The 19332-nt window shown below is 43.2% G+C and carries 18 protein-coding genes; 8 read left to right on the top strand and 10 right to left on the bottom strand.

The annotated features are described in order from the left end of the window. Window positions 1-22: 22 nt before the first annotated feature. Window positions 23-562 carry an RNA polymerase sigma factor SigZ gene (gene sigZ, locus OV592_RS05980; protein WP_406610753.1) on the bottom strand — a complete coding sequence of 180 codons (540 nt, stop codon included), beginning with the start codon at window positions 560-562 and terminating at the stop codon, window positions 23-25. 202 nt (window positions 563-764) lie between these two features. Between sigZ and OV592_RS05985 the strand changes: the two genes are divergently transcribed. Beyond that, window positions 765-1664 carry a carbohydrate kinase family protein gene (locus OV592_RS05985; RefSeq protein ID WP_406610754.1) on the top strand — a complete coding sequence of 300 codons (900 nt, stop codon included), beginning with the start codon at window positions 765-767 and terminating at the stop codon, window positions 1662-1664. 15 nt (window positions 1665-1679) lie between these two features. Here the strand turns inward: OV592_RS05985 and OV592_RS05990 are convergent, their stop codons facing one another. From OV592_RS05990 to lhgO, 4 genes are all read right to left on the bottom strand, one after another. Further along, window positions 1680-2639, bottom strand: a complete 960-nt coding sequence (locus OV592_RS05990) for a YbgA family protein (protein ID WP_406610755.1) — start codon at window positions 2637-2639, stop codon at window positions 1680-1682. 73 nt (window positions 2640-2712) lie between these two features. Further along, a complete protein-coding gene (locus tag OV592_RS05995; RefSeq protein WP_406610756.1) occupies window positions 2713-3510 on the bottom strand; it encodes a S1/P1 nuclease in 798 nt (265 codons plus the stop codon). Between the two features lie 17 nt (window positions 3511-3527). Next, complete coding sequence (locus OV592_RS06000) at window positions 3528-4001, bottom strand: peroxiredoxin (protein ID WP_406610757.1); 474 nt, start codon at window positions 3999-4001, stop codon at window positions 3528-3530. A 224-nt stretch (window positions 4002-4225) separates the two neighbouring features. After that, the gene (lhgO, locus tag OV592_RS06005; protein ID WP_406610758.1) at window positions 4226-5431 is read right to left on the bottom strand and encodes an L-2-hydroxyglutarate oxidase; all 1206 of its coding nucleotides are present in this window, start codon (window positions 5429-5431) and stop codon (window positions 4226-4228) included. Window positions 5432-5584: 153 nt separating this feature from the next. On the opposite strand from lhgO, the gene OV592_RS06010 reads away from it, so the two are divergent. The 5 genes from OV592_RS06010 to OV592_RS06030 all read left to right on the top strand — a co-directional run bounded on the left by OV592_RS06010 (window position 5585) and on the right by OV592_RS06030 (window position 11599). Continuing rightward, window positions 5585-6343 carry a sulfite exporter TauE/SafE family protein gene (locus OV592_RS06010; protein WP_406610759.1) on the top strand — a complete coding sequence of 253 codons (759 nt, stop codon included), beginning with the start codon at window positions 5585-5587 and terminating at the stop codon, window positions 6341-6343. Window positions 6344-6375: 32 nt separating this feature from the next. Next, window positions 6376-6915: a lipocalin family protein gene (locus OV592_RS06015; RefSeq protein WP_016402675.1), complete on the top strand. Its 540-nt coding sequence runs from the start codon at window positions 6376-6378 to the stop codon at window positions 6913-6915. A 24-nt stretch (window positions 6916-6939) separates the two neighbouring features. Continuing rightward, entirely contained in the window at window positions 6940-7677 is a 738-nt protein-coding gene (locus OV592_RS06020; protein WP_406610760.1) for a ferredoxin--NADP reductase, read from the top strand. A gap of 242 nt (window positions 7678-7919) precedes the next feature. Then, window positions 7920-8660 carry an exosortase-dependent surface protein XDP1 gene (xdp1, locus tag OV592_RS06025; RefSeq protein WP_406610761.1) on the top strand — a complete coding sequence of 247 codons (741 nt, stop codon included), beginning with the start codon at window positions 7920-7922 and terminating at the stop codon, window positions 8658-8660. Between the two features lie 146 nt (window positions 8661-8806). After that, window positions 8807-11599: a tetratricopeptide repeat protein gene (locus OV592_RS06030; protein WP_406610762.1), complete on the top strand. Its 2793-nt coding sequence runs from the start codon at window positions 8807-8809 to the stop codon at window positions 11597-11599. Between the two features lie 54 nt (window positions 11600-11653). On the opposite strand, the gene ettA is transcribed toward OV592_RS06030, so the two are convergent. Continuing rightward, a complete protein-coding gene (ettA, locus tag OV592_RS06035) occupies window positions 11654-13318 on the bottom strand; it encodes an energy-dependent translational throttle protein EttA (protein ID WP_338624797.1) in 1665 nt (554 codons plus the stop codon). A gap of 273 nt (window positions 13319-13591) precedes the next feature. On the opposite strand from ettA, the gene OV592_RS06040 reads away from it, so the two are divergent. Continuing rightward, window positions 13592-14503 (top strand): L,D-transpeptidase family protein, encoded by a 912-nt coding sequence (locus OV592_RS06040; protein WP_406610763.1) that lies wholly within the window; start codon window positions 13592-13594, stop codon window positions 14501-14503. A gap of 46 nt (window positions 14504-14549) precedes the next feature. Here OV592_RS06040 and OV592_RS06045 read toward each other — a convergent pair whose 3' ends face one another. Beyond that, window positions 14550-14816 carry an Lpp/OprI family alanine-zipper lipoprotein gene (locus OV592_RS06045; protein ID WP_016402681.1) on the bottom strand — a complete coding sequence of 89 codons (267 nt, stop codon included), beginning with the start codon at window positions 14814-14816 and terminating at the stop codon, window positions 14550-14552. 248 nt (window positions 14817-15064) lie between these two features. Continuing rightward, window positions 15065-16060 carry a ChaN family lipoprotein gene (locus tag OV592_RS06050; RefSeq protein WP_152781809.1) on the bottom strand — a complete coding sequence of 332 codons (996 nt, stop codon included), beginning with the start codon at window positions 16058-16060 and terminating at the stop codon, window positions 15065-15067. 303 nt (window positions 16061-16363) lie between these two features. On the opposite strand from OV592_RS06050, the gene glyA reads away from it, so the two are divergent. Continuing rightward, window positions 16364-17617, top strand: a complete 1254-nt coding sequence (gene glyA / locus OV592_RS06055) for a serine hydroxymethyltransferase (RefSeq protein ID WP_016402684.1) — start codon at window positions 16364-16366, stop codon at window positions 17615-17617. Between the two features lie 617 nt (window positions 17618-18234). Here the strand turns inward: glyA and OV592_RS06060 are convergent. Beyond that, window positions 18235-18567, bottom strand: coding sequence for a ribbon-helix-helix domain-containing protein (locus OV592_RS06060; RefSeq protein WP_152781807.1), 333 nt, complete (start codon window positions 18565-18567; stop codon window positions 18235-18237). Between the two features lie 74 nt (window positions 18568-18641). Further along, window positions 18642-19202, bottom strand: a complete 561-nt coding sequence (locus OV592_RS06065; protein WP_406610764.1) for a DJ-1/PfpI family protein — start codon at window positions 19200-19202, stop codon at window positions 18642-18644. Window positions 19203-19332 lie beyond the last annotated feature (130 nt).

Here is a 19332-nt window from a genome sequence, read left to right on the forward strand (position 1 = left end):
CTTTGTTGCAGACAAACAGCATTTAACATTTACTTGATGAGCTTGTCTTTTTGGGGGAGTAGTCGGTGATGCCCTCTTCTCCTACTTCAAAGTCACAGCAAGCCATCATTTGTTCTCTAAATTTCACTCGGCTTCTTTGTACTCGGCTTTTAGCGCCAGAGAGCGATAAACCAAGCTGTTCGGCGATACGTTGTTGTGAGTAACCTTCTAACTCGGCTAAACGAAGCGGCGTACCGTATTTTTCGGGCAGTTCATCAATGAGAGGGCGCAGGCACTCTGCTAACTCTTTACGAGCGAGGTTACCACTATCGTGATCTTCTGCGACCAAGTCTTCAGGCAATTCTTCATAAGGTTTCTGCTGGCGATAAAAATCCATAATAGTGTTATGGGCGATACGGTATAACCAGCTTTTTAGGCTGCCCTTTGACTTAAGTTGATGCAAATTGCTACTGGCCTTGATGTAAACATCTTGCAAGATGTCATCGACAGCGTGGGTGTCATTTATCCGCTTGCTAACATAGCTTCTAAGCTGGGCTTTGTGGTTTTGCCATTCAGATATCATACAAACTGGATCTCAAGGTTAAGAATCTTTGATTACTTTTAGTAAGACTAAGCAATTCACTAAAAGACGCAAAACTTTCTGGTTTTTATTAAGTCTGCAGGCAACAAAAAATTACTTGGGTCGCTCTATCGAGCATTTAAGCTTGTTGTTACTTATTGATGTGTTAGCGTTATTCGTCACGCATATTCAATGAGTTAGTTTTATGACACGTATTTTGGTTGCGGGTTTAGTCAATATTGAGACCACCTTAAAAATTGAAGGATTTCCTCAACACTATTATCCAGTGACTTACCCTTTCGGCGGTATTCAAAGCAGTGTGTCTGGAGTGGCATATAATGTGGCTAAAGCGCTTGCCACCTTGGGTGATGAGGTTGACTTATGCACGCTGCTGGCACCAGATATGGCAGGAGAGCAAGTGCAACAAGCCATAGCTCAAGTACCGAAAGTGAAGCCTTGTTTTGAGTTAACTATGCAAGACACTCCACAGTCGGTCATTTTGTATGACCCAGAGGGGCGGCGGCAAATTCATGTAGACCTGAAAGATATTCAGCAACGCAGATACTCGGAACAAGGCTTTAAGAAACAGCTTTTACATAGCGACGCAGTTGTTGCTTGTAACATTAATTTTGCCCGGCCAATGCTAGAGCTGGCTAAGCAAGCTGGCAAACTGATCGCCACCGATGTACATACCCTAGGTAACATTGAAGACGAATATAACCAGCAATTTCTTGCCTTGGCCGATGTACTGTTTTTGAGTGACGAGCAGGTCAGTGGTGACTATCATCAGTTTATTTGGCAGTTGGTGGAGCGCTATCACAACTCGGTTATTGTGATGGGATTAGGCAGCAACGGTGCTTTGCTGTATACCCAACAGGCAAATTCCATTCAACATTTTCCCGCTACAACAACGCGACCCGTGCTTAATACTATTGGTGCTGGTGATGCGTTATTTTCATGTTTTTTACATTACTACTTGTTAGAGAGTAACCCAGAAAAAGCGCTCAGCCGGGCGATGGTGTTTGCATCTTACAAAATTGGAGAAGCGGGCGCTGCTTCAGGCTTTTTAAGCCATCAGCAGCTAGAAGACTTTGTTTCTAAGTAGCTGGAAGTCGTAGCCTTATAAACTGTAACGTAGCTTTAGCTCATTGGGATGAGGGGCTAGGTAAGCTTGCTTAGCAACGTAGTGGTTCGGATGTTCTCGTAAGTAGTGCTGAATAAGGCTAATTGGCACCAGCAAAGGCAATAAACCTTCGCGATATTCATGAATACGTTCGGCCAGTTCTTCACGTTGTTGGGCAGTGATTTCTCGCTTAAAGTAACCCTGCAAGTGTTGTAATACATTACAGTGGTTTTTACGGCTGCAGTTATGTTTCAAAATCTCCATAAAACCTTTGATATAACTAGCGAAACCTTCTAGGTCTTGATTGCTGCCAATGTTGGCTAATAAGGGGCCCAGTTCGCGGTATTTGGCAGGGTGGTGCGCCATCAATAAGTATTTATATTTAGCATGAAAATCCTGCACTTTAGCGACGGTAAAACCTTCGTGCTCAAGCGTTTTCCATTGGTGATAAGCAAACACGCGATTAACAAAGTTTTCGCGCAGCACGGGGTCATTTAAACGACCGTCTTCTTCAACTGGCAATAATGGATAAGCTTTCATTAATTCGGCCGTAAATATACCAACACCATCTTTGGTAGCGTTGTTTTTGGCCGGTGAATAAACGCTGACTCGTTCCATACCGCAGCTAGGAGACTTTGCACATACAACGTAACCGCTATGATGGCTAAGCTGTGGTAAGCGGCGTTTAGCGTATTGTTGCATTTTTTCGGTAACATCAAAGCTGCCGTCACTGGCTTGAATGCTTATAACGTCTTCTTGCTGAACTAAACGAATGGTTTTTCTTGGGGTGCCCATGCCTATAGCCATTTCTGGGCAAGTGGGTTCAAAATCAAAATACTTGGCTAATTCGATGCGACAAAAGCGCGATTGTTTGTGTCCGCCATCGTAGCGCACTTCTTCACCTAATAAGCAGCTACTAATACCTACAGAAATTTTGTCGCTAGAAAATTTATTCATGCTGTCAGCTCCTTCACATTATATTGAGTATAACGTTGCTCAAACAATTAGGATCACTTAGAACATAGCATTTCTATAGCTTGTTATTAAATATATGATTTAGCTTGCCGGCTAAGCGTTTGCCGGCACGAACAATTTGTAGCTCTAAAGTGGGGCGATGTTGGTTTGCGTAGTTATCGGATAAGTTTTTATCGCCAAATTGATAAACAGCCGGTAATAGTTCACGGCTTTGATTTAGCCATTCTTCATAGTGAAAAAGCGGGTCGTTGCTAGGATATTGGCGCTGAAGTTGCTCGGCATATTTGCCCAAAGACAGCTTGTTACTATCAAGTAGTTGGCTATCCCACACCCGATGTAGATTTGAGTTTTTTCCATACCACCTAACTGAAACCTTATTACCGCCCCGATCGCTTGCGTAGCCTACATGCAAGGGTTGATGAATGTCACCGACAAAGTGAATATAAAACTTTAGGGCTTGTTGGCGCTCTAAATTACTTATATTCGGCTGCTTGAGCTGCTGTTCAAAATACTCCAGTTGGCTGAGTACATCTCCTTTGGGGTTTCGCTGGCTTTGCTCAAGTGACTGCCCTTTGGGAATATTAATGTAGTGCCAGGGGCCTGTGTGCTTCCAAGCTTTTTGTTTTCTCGCATAGTCTGCCCATGTCGCAAGTACCACCATGCTCTTGCCATCAAGTATTTGTTCGATGTGTTTTTGGCTTTGCGGGTCGAGTTGTTGCTGGGCAATATAAGCGATTAGTTGATGCCCTTTCATGCCAAAAGCTAAACAACTTTGAGACAGTGACAATAAGCAGATAAAAACAATACTAAATCGCACTGCCATTAGATGTTGAGCATTTAGACGACTTAGCATTGCTAGTTTATTGATGTTTATAGTTGACTAAGAACATGTTCGGCCTTGCTCACCTCAAAGGATTTAGGTGGTTCTACATTTAGCTGAGTAACCGTTAAGTTATCAATTATCATTGCGTAGCGCTGCGAACGAACCCCGCCAAAACTGGCGGTGTCCATATCTAAGCCTAGTGCTTTAGTAAAACTGGCATCGCCATCGCCCAACATCAGTATATTTTCTGCGTTTTGCGCTACGCCCCAGGCTTGCATAACAAAGGCATCATTCACTGAAACACAGGCAATAAGATCTACGCCTTTGGCTTTTATTTCGTCAGCCAGTACCACGTATCCGGGGAGGTGGGCTTCAGAACAAGTGGGGGTAAACGCACCGGGTACTGCAAATAGAACCACCTTTTTGCCCGCAAACAGCTCATGGCTGGTGTGATTCTGCATACCTTGTTGATTAAGTTCTGCTAATGGGGTGTCTGGAATAACTTGCCCTAGTTCTATCATCTTGCACTTCCTAGTAAGTAGTGAAATCAAGCTGTTGCTTGCTTAGACGTTTTAGCCTAGGGGGGAAAAGAGCTTAGTGCAAGTGGCGTTGCAAATAACAATTATAAGCTTCGCAATAAGGTGTTTAAGCTCAGTTTGTTGATAAGAGATAGCCAAGCTTAATGCCGCTTAAACTAAAAAGAGCAGCCGATTGGCTACCCTTGTTAATAGCTAAGCTTAGTGACTTACTTCGATGGACTTAAATCTTGCTCTAGCTTATCGCAAATATACCTACCAATTGGGAAAGCGGAAGTGGCCGCGGGTGAGGGCGCATTACATACGTGTAAGCTACGCGGGCTGCTTGCAAATAAAAAGTCGTGAACCAAGGTTCCATCTCTTAACACTGCTTGAGCCCGAATGCCGCTAGGATAAGGGCGAAGGTCATGTATGTTTAAGCTAGGGCAATATTTTCTTACCCGCTGTAGATATCCTGATTTAAACATGGAGTCTTTGGTTTCGCTGAGACCGCTACGAAAATGCTGTTTAGCCACTTTCCAAAAACCCTTGAAACCGAGCATTTCCTTGGTATCGGCAAGGCTAAAGGACCCCTTGTTGTAACCCTCTCTGGACCAACCTTGTACGGCGTTGGGACCAACCGTCACACTGCCATCTATCATCTTAGTAAGATGAACACCTAAAAATGGTAAATCAGGGTTAGGGATGGGGTAAATAAGGTGTTTAATCAGTTGGTTATGACGAGGTTGTAATTGATAGTATTCGCCTCGATAAGGAACAATTTGAAAGTCGATATCTAGCTTAAGCATGTTGCATAGGCGGTCGGCCATCAGCCCTCCGCAGGCAATAAGGTATTGGCTACTGATTTGACCATGCTGCGTATCAATCAATATCTTATCGGTTTGTTCGCTCAATCCTGTTACTTGGTGAGACAGCAAAATTTCGCCGCCCGCTTGTTGAAATAACTCGGCCAGTTTTTGGCAGATTTGAGGATAACTAACGATGCCGGTGTCTTTTACTTGCAAAGCACCTAAGCCAACGATGTTAGGTTCTATTTCCTGCAGTTGTTTGGCGTTAAGCGGTTTTACCTTAATGCCATTCTGCTCACAGCGTGTGGCGAGCGCCTGCATATCACTCAATTCTTGTTGATTAGTGGCCACGAGTAGCTTGCCGCATTGCAAGTAGGGAATGTCGTGCTGTTGGCAAAAGCTGATGGTGTCTATTAAACCCTGCTTACAGAATTCGGCTTTTAGGCTGCCTGGCTGGTAGTAAACGCCAGCATGAATTACGCCGCTGTTATGGCCTGTTTGATGAAAGGCGAGTGAAGATTCTTTATCTAGTAGCACTACTTTGGCGCTAGGTTTTCGCTTAATCAGTTCTAAAGCGCTGGCAAGGCCTACGATGCCTCCACCAATAATGCTGTAATCGTAGTTCACTGAACCATTCCTTTTACTACTGATATCCATATAACGTTAAGTTTATTCTGGCATAGAAAAATCTCAGCTTAGACTAAAGATAAAAATCTGCTACTGAATAAAGCTTGCGTCAGTGATAAGGTCAAACTTACCAAAGGGCTAATGAGGCGCTAAATGGATTTCACAATTTATCATGGATTGTTGTTACTCACAGTAGGGTTATTTGCTGGAGTTATCAATACCTTGGCGGGAGGGGGATCGAATCTAACACTTCCTGCGTTAATGGTAATGGGGATGCCAGCAGAGGTTGCAAATGCAACTAATAGGGTGGGTATTTTTTTGCAGTGTTTAACCGGGGTACTGGGCTTTAAAAAACACGGTAAATTGGATACTGATGATGTCGCCCCGATTTTATGGCCAACCTTAGTGGGTGGTTTGGTTGGCGCAGTAGCGGCCTCTTATGCTCCTTCGTGGATCATTAAATATTTGTTGCTTGGCGCTATGCTGGCGATGGCGGCATTAATGCTAATTAAACCTAGTGTTGTTGCTCCCGAGGCAGGAACTGAAGCGCGTAAAATGAAAGATACTCCCTCGGCTAAATGGAGCTTGGCTATTGCCGGTTTTTACGGCGGTTTTGTACAAGCTGGGGTCGGATTTATTTTGGTTGCCGCGTTGGCTGGGAGTTTGCGCTACGATTTAGTCAGGGCTAATGCGCTTAAGTTAGTATGTACCATTGCTTTTACTAGTGTGGCCTTGGTGGTGTTTATTGCACGGAACCAAGTGTTATGGCTACCGGGGTTGGTATTGGCCATAGGTTACATTATTGGCGCACATTACGCGGTTAAATTTGCCATAAAAGCCGCCGCTAATACGCTTAAATGGTTTTTGTTTGTGATGACCTTAGTAGGCTGCATAGCCGCATTGTGGTTTTAGATCTTATAGCGGCAAATTAATAGGAAGGTAGTATGCAAAAAGTGTTAATTATCATTGCTATGCTAGCATTGAGTGCTTGCAGTTCTAAGCCTGAAGGTATTGAACCTGTTCAGAATTTCAATCTAGATAAGTACTTAGGCACTTGGTACGAAATCGCCCGCTTGGATCATTCATTTGAGCGCGGCATGAGTCACGTTACTGCGACTTATACTCTGCGTGATGACGGCAAGGTATCTGTTCTTAATAAAGGCTTTTCTGAGCAAGACCACCAGTGGTTTGAAGCAGAGGGTGTAGCACAGTTTGTTAGTGAGCCTGATGTTGCACACTTGAAAGTGTCATTTTTTAGGCCATTTTACGGCGCTTACGTGGTGTTTGCTTTAGACGAAAAAGACTATCAATATGCTCTAGTGGCAGGACCAAACCGAGATTATTTGTGGTTGTTGGCTAGAAGCCCCGAGCTATCTCACGCCATTCGTACCGATTTAGTACATCAAGCTAAAGAGCTTGGATTTGATACTAGCGAACTGATTTTTGTAGAGCACCACGGTGACGTGATAGCGTCAAAAGAGTGAAGACGTTTTACAACAGGAGCAACTATGTGGACTGAAGGTAAAGTAATTCAACGTATTGATTGGAACGATGAACTGTTTTCCTTGCGCATTAAAGCAGAGATAGATCCTTTTGTGGCGGGGCAGTTTATCAAGTTGTCTGAAATGCGAGACGACAAGCGTATTGCCCGTGCTTACTCGCTGGTTAACCCTCCCAACACAGACTATTTAGAAATACTGGCTATTAAGGTGGAAGATGGGCTGTTGTCACCCAATTTACACTTATTGCAAGCTGGCGATAGCATCGAAGTTTCAACTGCAGCGGCAGGGTTTATGGTACTAGACGAAGTCCCTCCCGCTAAGCACCTTTGGTTGATTGGAACGGGCACTGGAATAGGCCCATTTTTCTCAATGTTAGAAACTCCAGAGCCTTGGGAGCGGTTTGAAAAAATTGTGCTGGTTTACGGTGTACGAAAAGCTAAGGATATTGCTTATCAAGAGCTGATTGATAAGTACTTAAATGAGCAAGCGGATAAATTTGTCTTTCAAGCCATGGTAACCAGAGAAGATTGCGTCGACGCACTCAGGGCCAGGATCCCAGCTGCACTGGAAGCGGATCAACTAGAGGATGCAGTAGGGCTTAGTCTTAATGCACAAGACTCTCAGGTGATCATGTGTGGTAATCCGCAAATGATCACTGATGCTCAAAGCATACTTGAGAATAAAGGCTTAAAGAAAAACCTTCGACGAAAGCCAGGGCAAGTAACGGTAGAACGCTATTGGTAGTGTGTTTTTTGAGCGTAAATGTTACTCTTTCGGATAGAAGTTTTGTCACTTATTTGATGCATTGATTAGTAATAAGCACAAAAACTCAGCAATTGTTGTCGGTATTTTTTACAATATGACAATAATAATTTAAATCTATTATTTAAGTTGCTGTATATAAAGAGTTATTTATCTTGGCTTGCTTTTTGCTTTAATCTGCTTAGTGATATTAAAGATATACATACTGCTATTTTGGGGGCACTGTGTTTAAACAAATTTTATTAGTAGCAAGTTGCGCGGTTTCGTTGTCTGCTTTTGGCTCAACGCAAACATGGGACTTTAGCACATTTACCGAAAGCGGAAGCGGTGATGGTAATACCTTCAGTGGTAACGGTCTTACTCTTTCTGGCTGGTCTAATACCGACGGTGGTGCTCAGAATATCGAAAGTGGCGAGCTAGATTACGCAAACGGTTATGGTTTAACCTTACAAAACCGTGATGAAGGTGATGGCTCTCCAGACCATGCAATCGACAGCTACAACAATCGCGATTGGAAGAAAGATTATGACATGGTTTTACTTAGCTTCGATGAAGCAGTAAACCTTGCTGGTTTCTCGTTGGGCTGGGCTAAAGAGGGTCGTAACAGGGAGGCTGATGTAACTGTATTAGCATACTCTGGTAACGATACTCCTACTTTAGCTGGTAGTAACTGGGGAGATGTGGCAAGTGCTTGGTCAACTGAAGCTCAGGTCGACGATGCTAACTCATACGCATATCAATCAATCAGCTCTAGTGCTTCTTCTAAGTATTGGCTAATTGGTGCATATAACCCAATCTTTGGAGATATGGGTTTCTCAACCGCTAACGATGCATTTAAGTTGGCCGGTGTTAAAGCTAATAGCCCTCAAGTACCCGTAACCAGCGTACCAGAGCCTGGCACAATACTAATGTTTGCAGCTGGCTTATTTGGCATCGCATTACGTAGCAGAAAGCGCCAAGCTTAAACCAATACTTCCTTTTCCTGTTTAATCAAAAATACGAAATACTCTGTATTTCGTATTTTTTTGTCTTTTTTTTACTACCTGTTCATTAGATACTGTTTAAGGCTTAATTGACTAGCCCTTGAAGCAACAAGGAATTAGCTTTGATAATGAACAAATTTTTAGTAGCTCTGTGTTTACTGTGTGTAACAAATCTTAGCTTTGCTGATCAGCAGGCTAACGAGTACGAACTCGCCGTTAAAGCCTTTCATAGTGGAGAAGAGAATGAAGCCTTCATCCATTTAAAAAATGCACTAAAAGCTAATCCTGAACACCTTTCCTCAAAGCTACTGCTCGCCAAAGTTTACTTTAACGCAAATAACTTAGGTTCTGCTGAGAAACAATTAGAAGAAGCCTTAGCCTTGGGAGCTGACATCAATCTGGTATTACCACTGCTTGGCAATATCCTACTGTTGCAGGGGAAAACTAACGAACTGCTTGCGTTTGAAGAGCGAATTAATGAGTTCTCTAAGCCGAGTTTGTTTGAGTGGAAGTTATTGCGTGGTCGAATCTATTTGAAAAGTGCTCAACCAGAATTAGCACGCAATGAATTTGAGCAAGCGACTAAACTTATGCCGAATAAGCCAAGTGCGATGAATACCTTGGCAACCTTATATTTAAGGCGAAAAGAATATGTACTTGCAGAACAGTGGATAGACCGCTCATTACAAATAGCCAAAAATAATGAGAGAACATGGTTGTTGAAAGGGGATTTAGCAGCGAGTCAGAACAACTTACCCCTTGCCTTGGAACATTATCAAACTGCTTATCGACTTGATCCTCAAGACCCAAAAATCTTGCGAAGCCTAGTGATGACTCACCTTAAACTTAATCAGACTGAGCAAGCTAAACGCTACTTAAAGATAATCCAAGAACAAACACCCAACGATCCCACAGCGATACTGATTGGTGCTACTTTGTTTGCCGGTGAAGACAATACCGAAATGGCCGAGCGAGCCTTAGCGGATTTATCTCAAAAGGTTTCTGCGGCAGAAACTCAGGAACTCACCGATGCAAATACTTTGCTGTTTATTCAAGGCGCATCGGAGTTTATTTTGGAAAACGACGAGAAAGCCCAACAGTACTTGAGCCAGTACTTGCGTCAAAAGCCTAGTGATCTCGGGGCTACCCGAATGCTTTCTAAACTCTACCTTCGTAATAATGAGCCTTACAAGCTGCAGTTACTTTTGCAAGATAACTTCGATTACATTATTCGAGATTTAGGCTTATCGGTGCAATTGGTGTATTTGTACATCGACGCTGGAAGACTACGTGTCGCTCAACAAGCTTTTGAGCAAATTAGAGCCTACCATAGCGATTCAAATTACATGGTGATTTTGGATGCTGAATTGGCTCGGGCAAGTGGTGAATCCGAGCGGGCCTTAAGTTTGTTGGAAGAGCTTCCTTTTACCGAGGATAACGGGCCGATAAAGTGGTTACAGTTAAAAGGCGAATTAGCTTTAGAACTGAACAAGTTTGACCAAGCTAGCCCGGTAATTGAGAGTTTAATTGCCAGAAACATAAACAATGCTAATGCGCAAAATTTAATTGCTGCTTATTACATTAAAACTGAACAAGCAGAATTGGCACTGCGTTATCTTGATGAAGTGTTAGCAACCAACCCCAATAATGTAGGTGCTAGCTTTAACAAAGCGGTGGTCTTGAGAGCGCAGGGCAGCACTGACGAAGCACTACAAATCTTAGACACCTTGTTAGCAGTAAACAAACAACACACGCCAAGTCACCTTTTGGCTGCTCGCATTCACCTTGAGCAAAAAAACTATCTAGAAGCGACTGAACAGCTCGATAAAGTTTTGCTATACGAACAAGACAATCGCCAGGCGCGCGAGCTAAAACTTGATACGTATATGCAGACAGCACAATGGTCGAATGCCTTAGCCGAAGTTGAGAAGCTAAATCGAGAGTATATTTTGAATGAGCGTTACTTAAGTGCTTATGCAGAAATTCTTATTCGATTAGAGCGATACGAAGACGCAGACTACCCCTTAGGTTTATTGGACAGTATTTGGAAAGAGCAGCCAAATAAGTTAATAGGCTTAGCCAGAATGCAAGCCCAAGCCAAGCAGTTAGCAAATGCCAAGAGCTCTTTATTAAAGTCTCATCAGTTGGCACCGAAAAATATGTCAACTTTGATCCTGTTAACTAAAGTAGAACTGGAACAAAATGACTTGGAAGCTGCGGAAAAGACAGTTGAAGATTTAGCCAACAAATTTGGTGAAAGTAGCCAGCTGTTTCTCTTGCAAGGCGATATTCAAATGCGCAAAAGCCAAAAGGAACAAGCGCAGCAAAAATACAGTAAAGCTGTAGAGTTGAATACATTTAATCGAGAGGCGGTAGTGCGTTTGTATCAATTGGCTAAACAAGGCATTGCCGATGATGCTTTTCATCAACAAATGGAAGGTTTAGTTACTACTGCTGCAGAGTTGGCTTGGCATAAACGTATTTTGGCCGATAGCTATTTACACCATAAGCAGCTTGTTAAAGCTCAACAACACTATGAAGACTTGCTCGCCTTGCCAGCACTAAAGCAAGATCCCGGTATTTTGAATAACTTAGCAAATATCTACTCTGGCCAAGACTTAGATAAAGCTTATCAAACCGTTGCACAGGTAGTAGAACAAGGCGCTAAAAACGCAGCTATTTTGGACACTATTGGGTGGATTGAAGTACAGCGTGGCAATGTTGACCAGGGTTTAGTTTACTTACGAGAAGCCTACACAATGAATGCATCAGATGCCGCGATTCGCTATCACTTGGCATTCGCTCTTAGTAAGTTGGGGCGCAAGGCCGAGGCTAAAGCGGAAGCAGAAGCAGCAGTGGAATTAGATCAGCAGTTCTCTGAGTATGAAGACGCTAAAGCATTATTGGAGAGCTTAGGCTAAGCTCCTTGGAGGAATAAAAAAGGCCACTTAAGTGGCCTTTTTTGTTGCTCTTACTTAGCTAATACGTTTGTATTTTATGCGGTGAGGCTGAGCGGCTTCTTCACCAATGGTTTCTTTTAACCAGGCTTCGTACTCGGTAAAGTTACCTGCATGGAAGTTTACTTGCCCTTCGTCGCGGTAATCTAGAATGTGAGTTGCGATACGGTCTAAGAACCAGCGGTCATGCGAGATAACCATAGCACAGCCAGCAAATTCCAAGAGTGCATTTTCTAGCGCGCGTAGTGTTTCAACATCTAAGTCGTTGGTTGGTTCATCTAGTAGCAGCACGTTGCCACCAGTTTGAAGTAACTTAGCCAAATGCAAACGGCCACGTTCACCACCCGATAGCTCTCCAACACGTTTTTGTTGGTCACCACCTCTAAAGTTGAATCGACCAACATAAGCGCGACTTGGTACTTCGATATTACCAATTTTTAGAATATCGGAACCGCCAGACACTTCTTGCCATACGGTGGCTTTATCATCCATCGCATCACGGAACTGATCAACGCTAGCTATTTGAACACTTTCGCCAACTTCTACGCTACCAGAGTCTGCTTTTTCCGCACCAGTAATCATCTTAAATAGAGTCGATTTACCCGCGCCGTTAGGACCAATAATACCTACAATCGCTCCCTTAGGAATGCTAAATGACAAGTCATTAATTAGTACTCGTCCATCATAAGCCTTGCTTAGGTTGTTAACATCAATAACCTTATCACCTAGGCGTTGCGCAGCTGGAATGAATAACTCGTTGGTTTCATTTCGGCTTTGGAAACTTTGAGTATTAAGTTCTTCAAAGCGAGCCATACGAGACTTACTTTTACTCTGACGGCCTTTCGCATTTGAACGAACCCATTCCAGCTCTTTCTGAATTGATTTCATTCGAGCTTTTTCTTGAGAGGCTTCTTGGTTCAAGCGGTCTTCTTTTTGTTCAAGCCAAGAAGAGTAGTTACCTTCCCATGGAATACCTTCACCGCGGTCTAGTTCTAAAATCCAGCCTGCTACGTTATCAAGGAAGTAACGGTCGTGGGTTACCGCCACAACAGTACCTTCATAATCATGTAAGAAGCGTTCTAACCAAGCTACAGACTCTGCATCTAAGTGGTTGGTAGGTTCGTCAAGTAGCAGCATGTCTGGTTTTTCAAGCAACAAGCGACACAGCGCTACGCGGCGACGTTCACCCCCAGAAAGCTTCTCAATTTTTTGGTCCCACTCTGGTAGGCGCAAGGCATCGGCTGCACGCTCTAGTTGATTCTCTAAACTATGTGCATCATGAGTAGCTAAAATCGCTTCTAGTTCACCTTGCTCTTTAGCTAAGGCGTCAAAGTCTGCATCGGGTTCTGCGTATTCGGCATAAACTTGGTCTAAGCGAGTTTGGGCATTTTTTACCACTGCTACTGCTTCTTCAACCACTTCGCGAACCGTTTTGTCCAAGTCCATTTGAGGTTCTTGAGCAAGGTAACCAATTTTGGTTCCTGGGTTAGCACGCGCTTCACCCTCAATATCGGTATCAATACCCGCCATAATACGTAGTAGGGTAGATTTACCTGAGCCGTTTAAACCGAGTACGCCAATTTTAGCGCCAGGGAAAAAGCTTAAAGAAATGTTTTTAAGAATATGTTTTTTAGGGGGAACGATTTTACCAACGCGGTTCATCGTATAAATAAATTGGGCCATTTGCCGTTCCTTTAAGGGTCTATACTCGAATTTTTGTGTCGCTAAAGCATACACCCAAATTCGCTAATTTTATCTTCCGCTATGATACTGGCTTCGTAGATGGAAGCTAGCTTTGTAAGTCACTTTATGCGGCGGTTTTTTGATGTTGCATAGTAAAGCAGCATAAAGAGGTACTATCTGCTTGTTTTTAACAGAGATAGCCAGCAGGGCTTGTCGAATTTCGAAAGTAATAGTGGTATGTTGGAATCATCACAATTTGACACTGCAGATTAAATGAAACAGATTTTATTGGCCTGTGTTGCCCTATGTATGGCATTTTCAGTTTCAGCCTTAACTTATGATTTACCCGAAGATGGTAGTCGCCTGCTGGGCGGAAACCAATGGCACAGAGTGCAAAAAGGCGAAACTATTGCGCTTATCGCCGAGCGTTATGGTGTAGGTTTTTTAGCGGTAATGGCGGCGAATAAAGGGGTAGACCCTTTCTTACCAGAAGAAGATACCGAGCTTCTTATTCCCACTCAAATTTTGTTGCCCGATGTGGAGCGCAAGGGGGTGGTGGTAAATCTTGCGGAATTGCGTTTGTACTACTTCCGACCAAATAGCACCGAAGTAGATGTGTTACCCATTGGCATTGGCCGAATTGGCCGCGAAACGCCAGAGATGAGCACTTATATTAGTCAAAAACGAGAGCAACCTACTTGGACACCTACTCAAAATATTCGTAATGAATATGCAGCTAAGGGGATTATTTTGCCACCGGTTGTACAGGCAGGGCCAGAAAATCCACTGGGTGAATATGCTTTGCGTTTGGCTTACGGTAATGGTGAGTATTTAATTCATGGCACCAATAAAGAGTTTGGTGTTGGCCTGCGTGTTAGCTCTGGATGCATACGCTTGTTTCCCGACGATATCGAATATCTGTTTTCGCAGGTTAATCTGAAAACGCCGGTGAGGATCATTAATCAATCGATTAAACATTCACTCGAACCTAGTGGCGAGTACTTATTAGAAGTGCACCAGCCGCTTAATCGCTCTGAAGAAGAAGTGACCCAAGCAACTACCTTACAATTGAGTCGTGATGATATTAAGTTTATTACGCAAGCAGGAGTTGACTCGTCGGTGGTGAATCAAGCGCTGAAAAACCAGCAAGGCATTGCTTTGTCGGTAGGAGAAAATCGAGGATAAAAAAAAGGTGATGCTTAGCATCACCTTTTTTTACATCGCTTTAAACTTACTTAGTGTAAGAAGATGCGATGTTGTCGATACGTTCGTTAGCGCGCATCGCTTCAGCTTTAGCTTGGTCAGCACTCATTTGAGCTGACTTAATGTCGCCACTCAAAGAGCTTTGCTCTGCACGAAGAGCTGCAACTTCGTTTGATAGTGCATCAACTTTGTCGCTTAGAGATTGTACGTTGTTTTCTAAAGCGGTAGTGTTTGAAGAACAACCCGCTAGTAAAATGGTAGAAGCAATAGCGCCTGCAACTAAAAACTTATTCATGGTAAGTCCGTCCTTTATATTCAATTCTAACGATTGTTAGCAATCGTTGATTCGTTTAAGCAAAGCTATTCACTGCAATTGAGTGAGCCGCTGGTATGATTATGGCTCAATATGAGCAAGCTGCAAGCGTTTGTTAGTAAAACCAAAAAAAAATAAGGCGAATACAGTTATTTAAGTTGATTTGTTAACATTTATTTAACAAAGAGCGTCGCCGCCTAGAGACATTTTAAATAACAGCTAGCTAATTGTTAGTTAGCGCTTTTACACTGCTTACTAGATTGTTTCTTAATATGCTTAAATTCTGCTTGCTGATTGGCTTTGTTTTGATATCGCACAGGCAGGCTTTTTACCACAATTAAGTAGTCACCTAATGCTTGTTTTTGTTGCTCGCTTAACTCAACAAACTCACTGTGGTTTATCGCCACTAAAGAACTAACTTTTTTACCTTCGAGGCGTTGTTCTACTCTTGAGTAGGTGCCTTGCCGTTGTTCAATATGAAAGTTGCCCACCGTGTGCATCACTTGTTGAGTAGTTTGAGACTGCAGTTGTAGAGCGATAGATTCTGCCATTGTTTCGTCCCAAGCTAACATAGCAAAAAAGTGATTTTTGCTTTGTTCGCTATCGCCATGGTGGGCGTTGCCAAACAGTCGCTGTTGGTAGGCCGGATCGTTGGTTGTAAAGTCTTGGGCAAGTTTGCTGCGTTCAGATTCTTCTAAGCCCTCTAAATATCCTAAGCCTTGCTGACCAATACAGCGAACATGCTCGCGAGGCGCATTGGCTGCAACTACCTTGAGTTGTTTATCTTTGGCGAATTCAACTAGCGGCCGATAATCAGAGCGGTAGTTATCCCAGGCTTTGGTTTGTTTGATAAGCCATTCTTCACCTATTTCGTCGGCTAAGTAGCTATCTAATAAAGCTTGTTGGCTGCGATTAAATTGCTCCATCGATAAACTAATTTGGTTTTGTTGCTGATATAGAGCTTCCAATAAACGTAGTTGAGCTAAGTGGATAGCGGGATGACTATGGTATTCGCCAAATAATATCACCTGAGAATCAGCCAGTTGCTTGGCAAGTGATTGGGTGTTTTCAACAATTTGTTGGTCGTTTGGGTTGTACAATGCGTAGTCATAGTAAGTCTGCAATTGAATATTTGCAGATGGCGTTGCTTGCTCTACAGGTGGAGTAGCGCTGCAAGCCGATAGAAAGAAAAGTGACAAAATGAGGCCTGAGAGGCGAAGTGACATAATATAAACTCTAATTGTAGATGATAATCATTATCATCTTAACCTTTGTTGGGCTGAGATGTAATGCTTAAATTAACGTGAATTTATTTCATAAAGATCAAAGCAGCTAGTGAGAAAATTGCAAATTCAATAGGCTAAACGCACACTACAGCTTCCAAGGCAGCTAGCGTTTTATTGTTACATTTGTTCATTTGAATAGCGTTAATGGTAAAAAATTTTGCTGTGATCTGAAAAGGACTCAGGTTAGAATGCGCCTTCGAAAAATCACCCACCAACATGTAACAAAAGAGTCAGGAGATACTGATGTTAAAGCGTGATATGAATATCGCCGATTACGATGCCGAATTATGGCAAGCCATTACTAAAGAAGAAGTTCGTCAAGAAGAGCACATTGAGCTGATTGCTTCTGAGAACTATGCCAGCCCACGAGTAATGGAAGCGCAAGGCTCTTACCTTACTAATAAGTACGCCGAAGGATACCCTGGTAAGCGTTACTATGGTGGTTGTGAGTATGTAGATAAAGCAGAAGTGCTAGCCATTGAGCGCGCCAAGCAACTATTTGGTGCCGACTACGCAAACGTGCAACCACATGCTGGTTCACAGGCTAACTCAGCTGTATTTATGGCTTTGCTTAAAGCAGGTGACACAGTACTAGGCATGAGCTTGGCTCATGGTGGTCACTTAACTCACGGTGCAAGCGTTAGCTTCTCGGGTAAAATCTACAACGCCGTTCAGTACGGGATTAACCCAGAAACTGGCGAGTTAGACTATGCAGAAGTTGAGCGTTTAGCTAAAGAACACAAACCTAAAATGATTATTGCTGGCTTCTCAGCATACTCAGGTGTGGTTGATTGGCAGCGTTTCCGCGATATCGCAGACGAAGTAGGTGCTTACCTATTCGTAGATATGGCGCACATTGCTGGTTTAGTAGCTGCTGGCTTGTATCCAAACCCAGTGCCAGTTGCTGATGTAGTAACAACGACTACTCACAAAACACTCGCTGGCCCACGTGGTGGTTTGATTTTGGCGCGTGCCAACGAAGAAGTAGAGAAGAAGCTTAACTCTGCAGTATTCCCTGGTGGTCAAGGCGGTCCTTTGATGCATGTTATTGCTGCAAAAGCGGTAGCGTTCAAAGAAGCGATGGAGCCAGAGTTCAAGCAATACCAGCAAAACGTATTAGATAATGCCAAAGCTATGGTAGCTGTACTGCAAGAGCGCGGTTACAAGATTGTGTCTAACGGTACAGAAAACCACTTGTTCTTGGTTGATCTCATCGACAAAGACATTACTGGTAAAGATGCCGACGCGGCACTAGGCCGTGCCAACATCACAGTAAATAAAAACTCGGTTCCAAACGATCCGCGTTCTCCATTCGTAACCAGTGGTTTACGTATTGGTACTCCAGCAATTACTCGTCGTGGCTTAGATGTAGCTGCTTCTAAAGAGTTAGCTGGTTGGATTTGTGATGTATTAGATAATTTACAAGACGAAGCGGTAATTGAGCGCGTTAAAGGCCAAGTGTTAGAACTTTGCCAGCGTTTCCCGGTCTACGCTTAAGTAAGCATGTAAACGTCAGGGATTGACGAGATAAAAGAAAGGAGGCTTTATGCCTCCTTTTTTGTATTTGTTTGTTAGGGTCTGTTGATTTTTGCTGATGGTTTTTGCAGCAATTTATTCGCCATTTAGGCAAGGCAGTGAGTGTGCAGTTAAGTGGGCTTAATAATCACTCGCTAACGCTGAATAAATGGCTTAGAAATGGTGCCCGAAGGGTTCGGATAAGCGAACTTTACTCTTTGTTGAGCACTTCTTGCTTAGCCCACTAGGCTTATAAGTGCTCGCCGCGATTAAAGCCCGCTTATCTCGAACAAAACTTCAACACCAAAGATCAACAGACCCTAGTAAAACTACGGATTATTAAGATTAAATGTGAATAGGAACACAAACCAAGGAGGGATAGGCTGGGTTTTAGCCTGAGAATTAGACAGTTGGTACTGAAATTGCTCAGTTTTTAAGACCTAATTGATAAGTCAAATTACCAGCGCTAAAGGGTAATTGCAGAAGAGAGAGAATCACCATGGACATGAATCCTGTGGCTAGTGCAAAACGATTAATGATTATGCAGTTTGTAATTTGGGGCAGCTTTATGTTGTTCATCATTTCTTAATATTTGCACATTAAAGATATCCCTTGGCAATGGAATTGCCTGATTCCGCTTGTTTAAGCGAAGGGTTAGTGAGCGTTAAGCGCTTGCCTTGATTAAGGTGAGTAGTACAGGCCACTCTAAGTAAAGATGTAAAATTACCTACCTTTTCTTCTCGTTGTAATACCTCATGGTAAATTTGCGTTAAAAAGCCCGCCAAACTAAGGTTAGCCTCTTCGGCTATTTGCTCCAGTAGTTGCCAAAATATCGCTTCCAAACGAATACTGGTTACTACGCCATCTAAACGCACCGACCGAGACTTCAATTCAAACAGTTCTGCTTCGGCGCCAGAATAAATTTCACACATTGGCAATCCCACCATGATCAAACCGAAGTCTAATCATGGTATACAAAATCAACTTTTGCCGTTTCAATTTAGTATTAAGCCAATAGCTTATTAAATTGCGCTAGCCATTGCGGGTGAGCTGGCCAGGCTGGTGCGGTGACCAAGTTCCCATCGGTAAGGGCTTGGTCAACGGCTATATCGGCATAGTCGCCGCCAGCCGCTGTCACTTCAGGCGCACAAGCCGGGTAGGCAGAAATGTGTCTGCCTGAGGCAATACCTGCCGCTGTTAATAGCTGTGCACCATGGCATATTGCCGCTATCGGCTGTTGCTTAGCGGCAAAGGCTTGAATTATTTCTAATACCTTAGCATTTAAGCGTAAGTATTCCGGGGCCCGTCCGCCGGGCAATAATAGCGCGTCAAACTCCTCGGTATCGGTGTCAGCAAAATTGCCGTTGAGAGTGAAGTTGTGCCCCGGTTTTTCGGTATAGGTTTGATCGCCTTCAAAGTCATGGATGGCGGTTTTAATTTGTTCGCCAATGCGTTTCTCTGGGCAAGTTGCGATAACTTCGTGACCTACCATTTGCAGTGCTTGAAATGGCACCATTAACTCATAATCTTCAACAAAATCACCTGCAATAATCAGTATCTTCGCCATGACGCTTTCCTTAACAAGTTGTTTACATTTCTAGTGCAGCCTAACTTGAGCGGTACGCTAAGCGGTAGTAATTGGTTACTACGCAAGCGCTATTTGCTTATATATGAAGCTTAACTTTAAGCTAATCAGA

Source organism: Agarivorans sp. JK6, from assembly GCF_045277145.1.
Classification (GTDB): Bacteria; Pseudomonadota; Gammaproteobacteria; order Enterobacterales; family Celerinatantimonadaceae; genus Agarivorans; species Agarivorans albus.

Bases quoted from the DNA above. Each gene is read 5' to 3' on its own strand.
- sigZ (WP_406610753.1), bottom strand. From the start codon at position 562: ATGATATCTGAATGGCAAAACCACAAAGCCCAGCTTAGAAGCTATGTT.
- OV592_RS06065 (WP_406610764.1), bottom strand. From the start codon at position 19,202: ATGGCGAAGATACTGATTATTGCAGGTGATTTTGTTGAAGATTATGAG.
- OV592_RS06050 (WP_152781809.1), bottom strand. From the start codon at position 16,060: ATGTCACTTCGCCTCTCAGGCCTCATTTTGTCACTTTTCTTTCTATCG.
- ettA (WP_338624797.1), bottom strand. From the start codon at position 13,318: ATGGCCCAATTTATTTATACGATGAACCGCGTTGGTAAAATCGTTCCC.
- OV592_RS06030 (WP_406610762.1), top strand. From the start codon at position 8,807: ATGAACAAATTTTTAGTAGCTCTGTGTTTACTGTGTGTAACAAATCTT.
- OV592_RS06060 (WP_152781807.1), bottom strand. From the start codon at position 18,567: ATGTGTGAAATTTATTCTGGCGCCGAAGCAGAACTGTTTGAATTGAAG.
- OV592_RS06000 (WP_406610757.1), bottom strand. From the start codon at position 4,001: ATGATAGAACTAGGGCAAGTTATTCCAGACACCCCATTAGCAGAACTT.
- OV592_RS05985 (WP_406610754.1), top strand. From the start codon at position 765: ATGACACGTATTTTGGTTGCGGGTTTAGTCAATATTGAGACCACCTTA.
- OV592_RS05990 (WP_406610755.1), bottom strand. From the start codon at position 2,639: ATGAATAAATTTTCTAGCGACAAAATTTCTGTAGGTATTAGTAGCTGC.
- OV592_RS05995 (WP_406610756.1), bottom strand. From the start codon at position 3,510: ATGCTAAGTCGTCTAAATGCTCAACATCTAATGGCAGTGCGATTTAGT.
- OV592_RS06040 (WP_406610763.1), top strand. From the start codon at position 13,592: ATGAAACAGATTTTATTGGCCTGTGTTGCCCTATGTATGGCATTTTCA.
- glyA (WP_016402684.1), top strand. From the start codon at position 16,364: ATGTTAAAGCGTGATATGAATATCGCCGATTACGATGCCGAATTATGG.
- OV592_RS06015 (WP_016402675.1), top strand. From the start codon at position 6,376: ATGCAAAAAGTGTTAATTATCATTGCTATGCTAGCATTGAGTGCTTGC.
- OV592_RS06010 (WP_406610759.1), top strand. From the start codon at position 5,585: ATGGATTTCACAATTTATCATGGATTGTTGTTACTCACAGTAGGGTTA.
- OV592_RS06020 (WP_406610760.1), top strand. From the start codon at position 6,940: ATGTGGACTGAAGGTAAAGTAATTCAACGTATTGATTGGAACGATGAA.
- OV592_RS06045 (WP_016402681.1), bottom strand. From the start codon at position 14,816: ATGAATAAGTTTTTAGTTGCAGGCGCTATTGCTTCTACCATTTTACTA.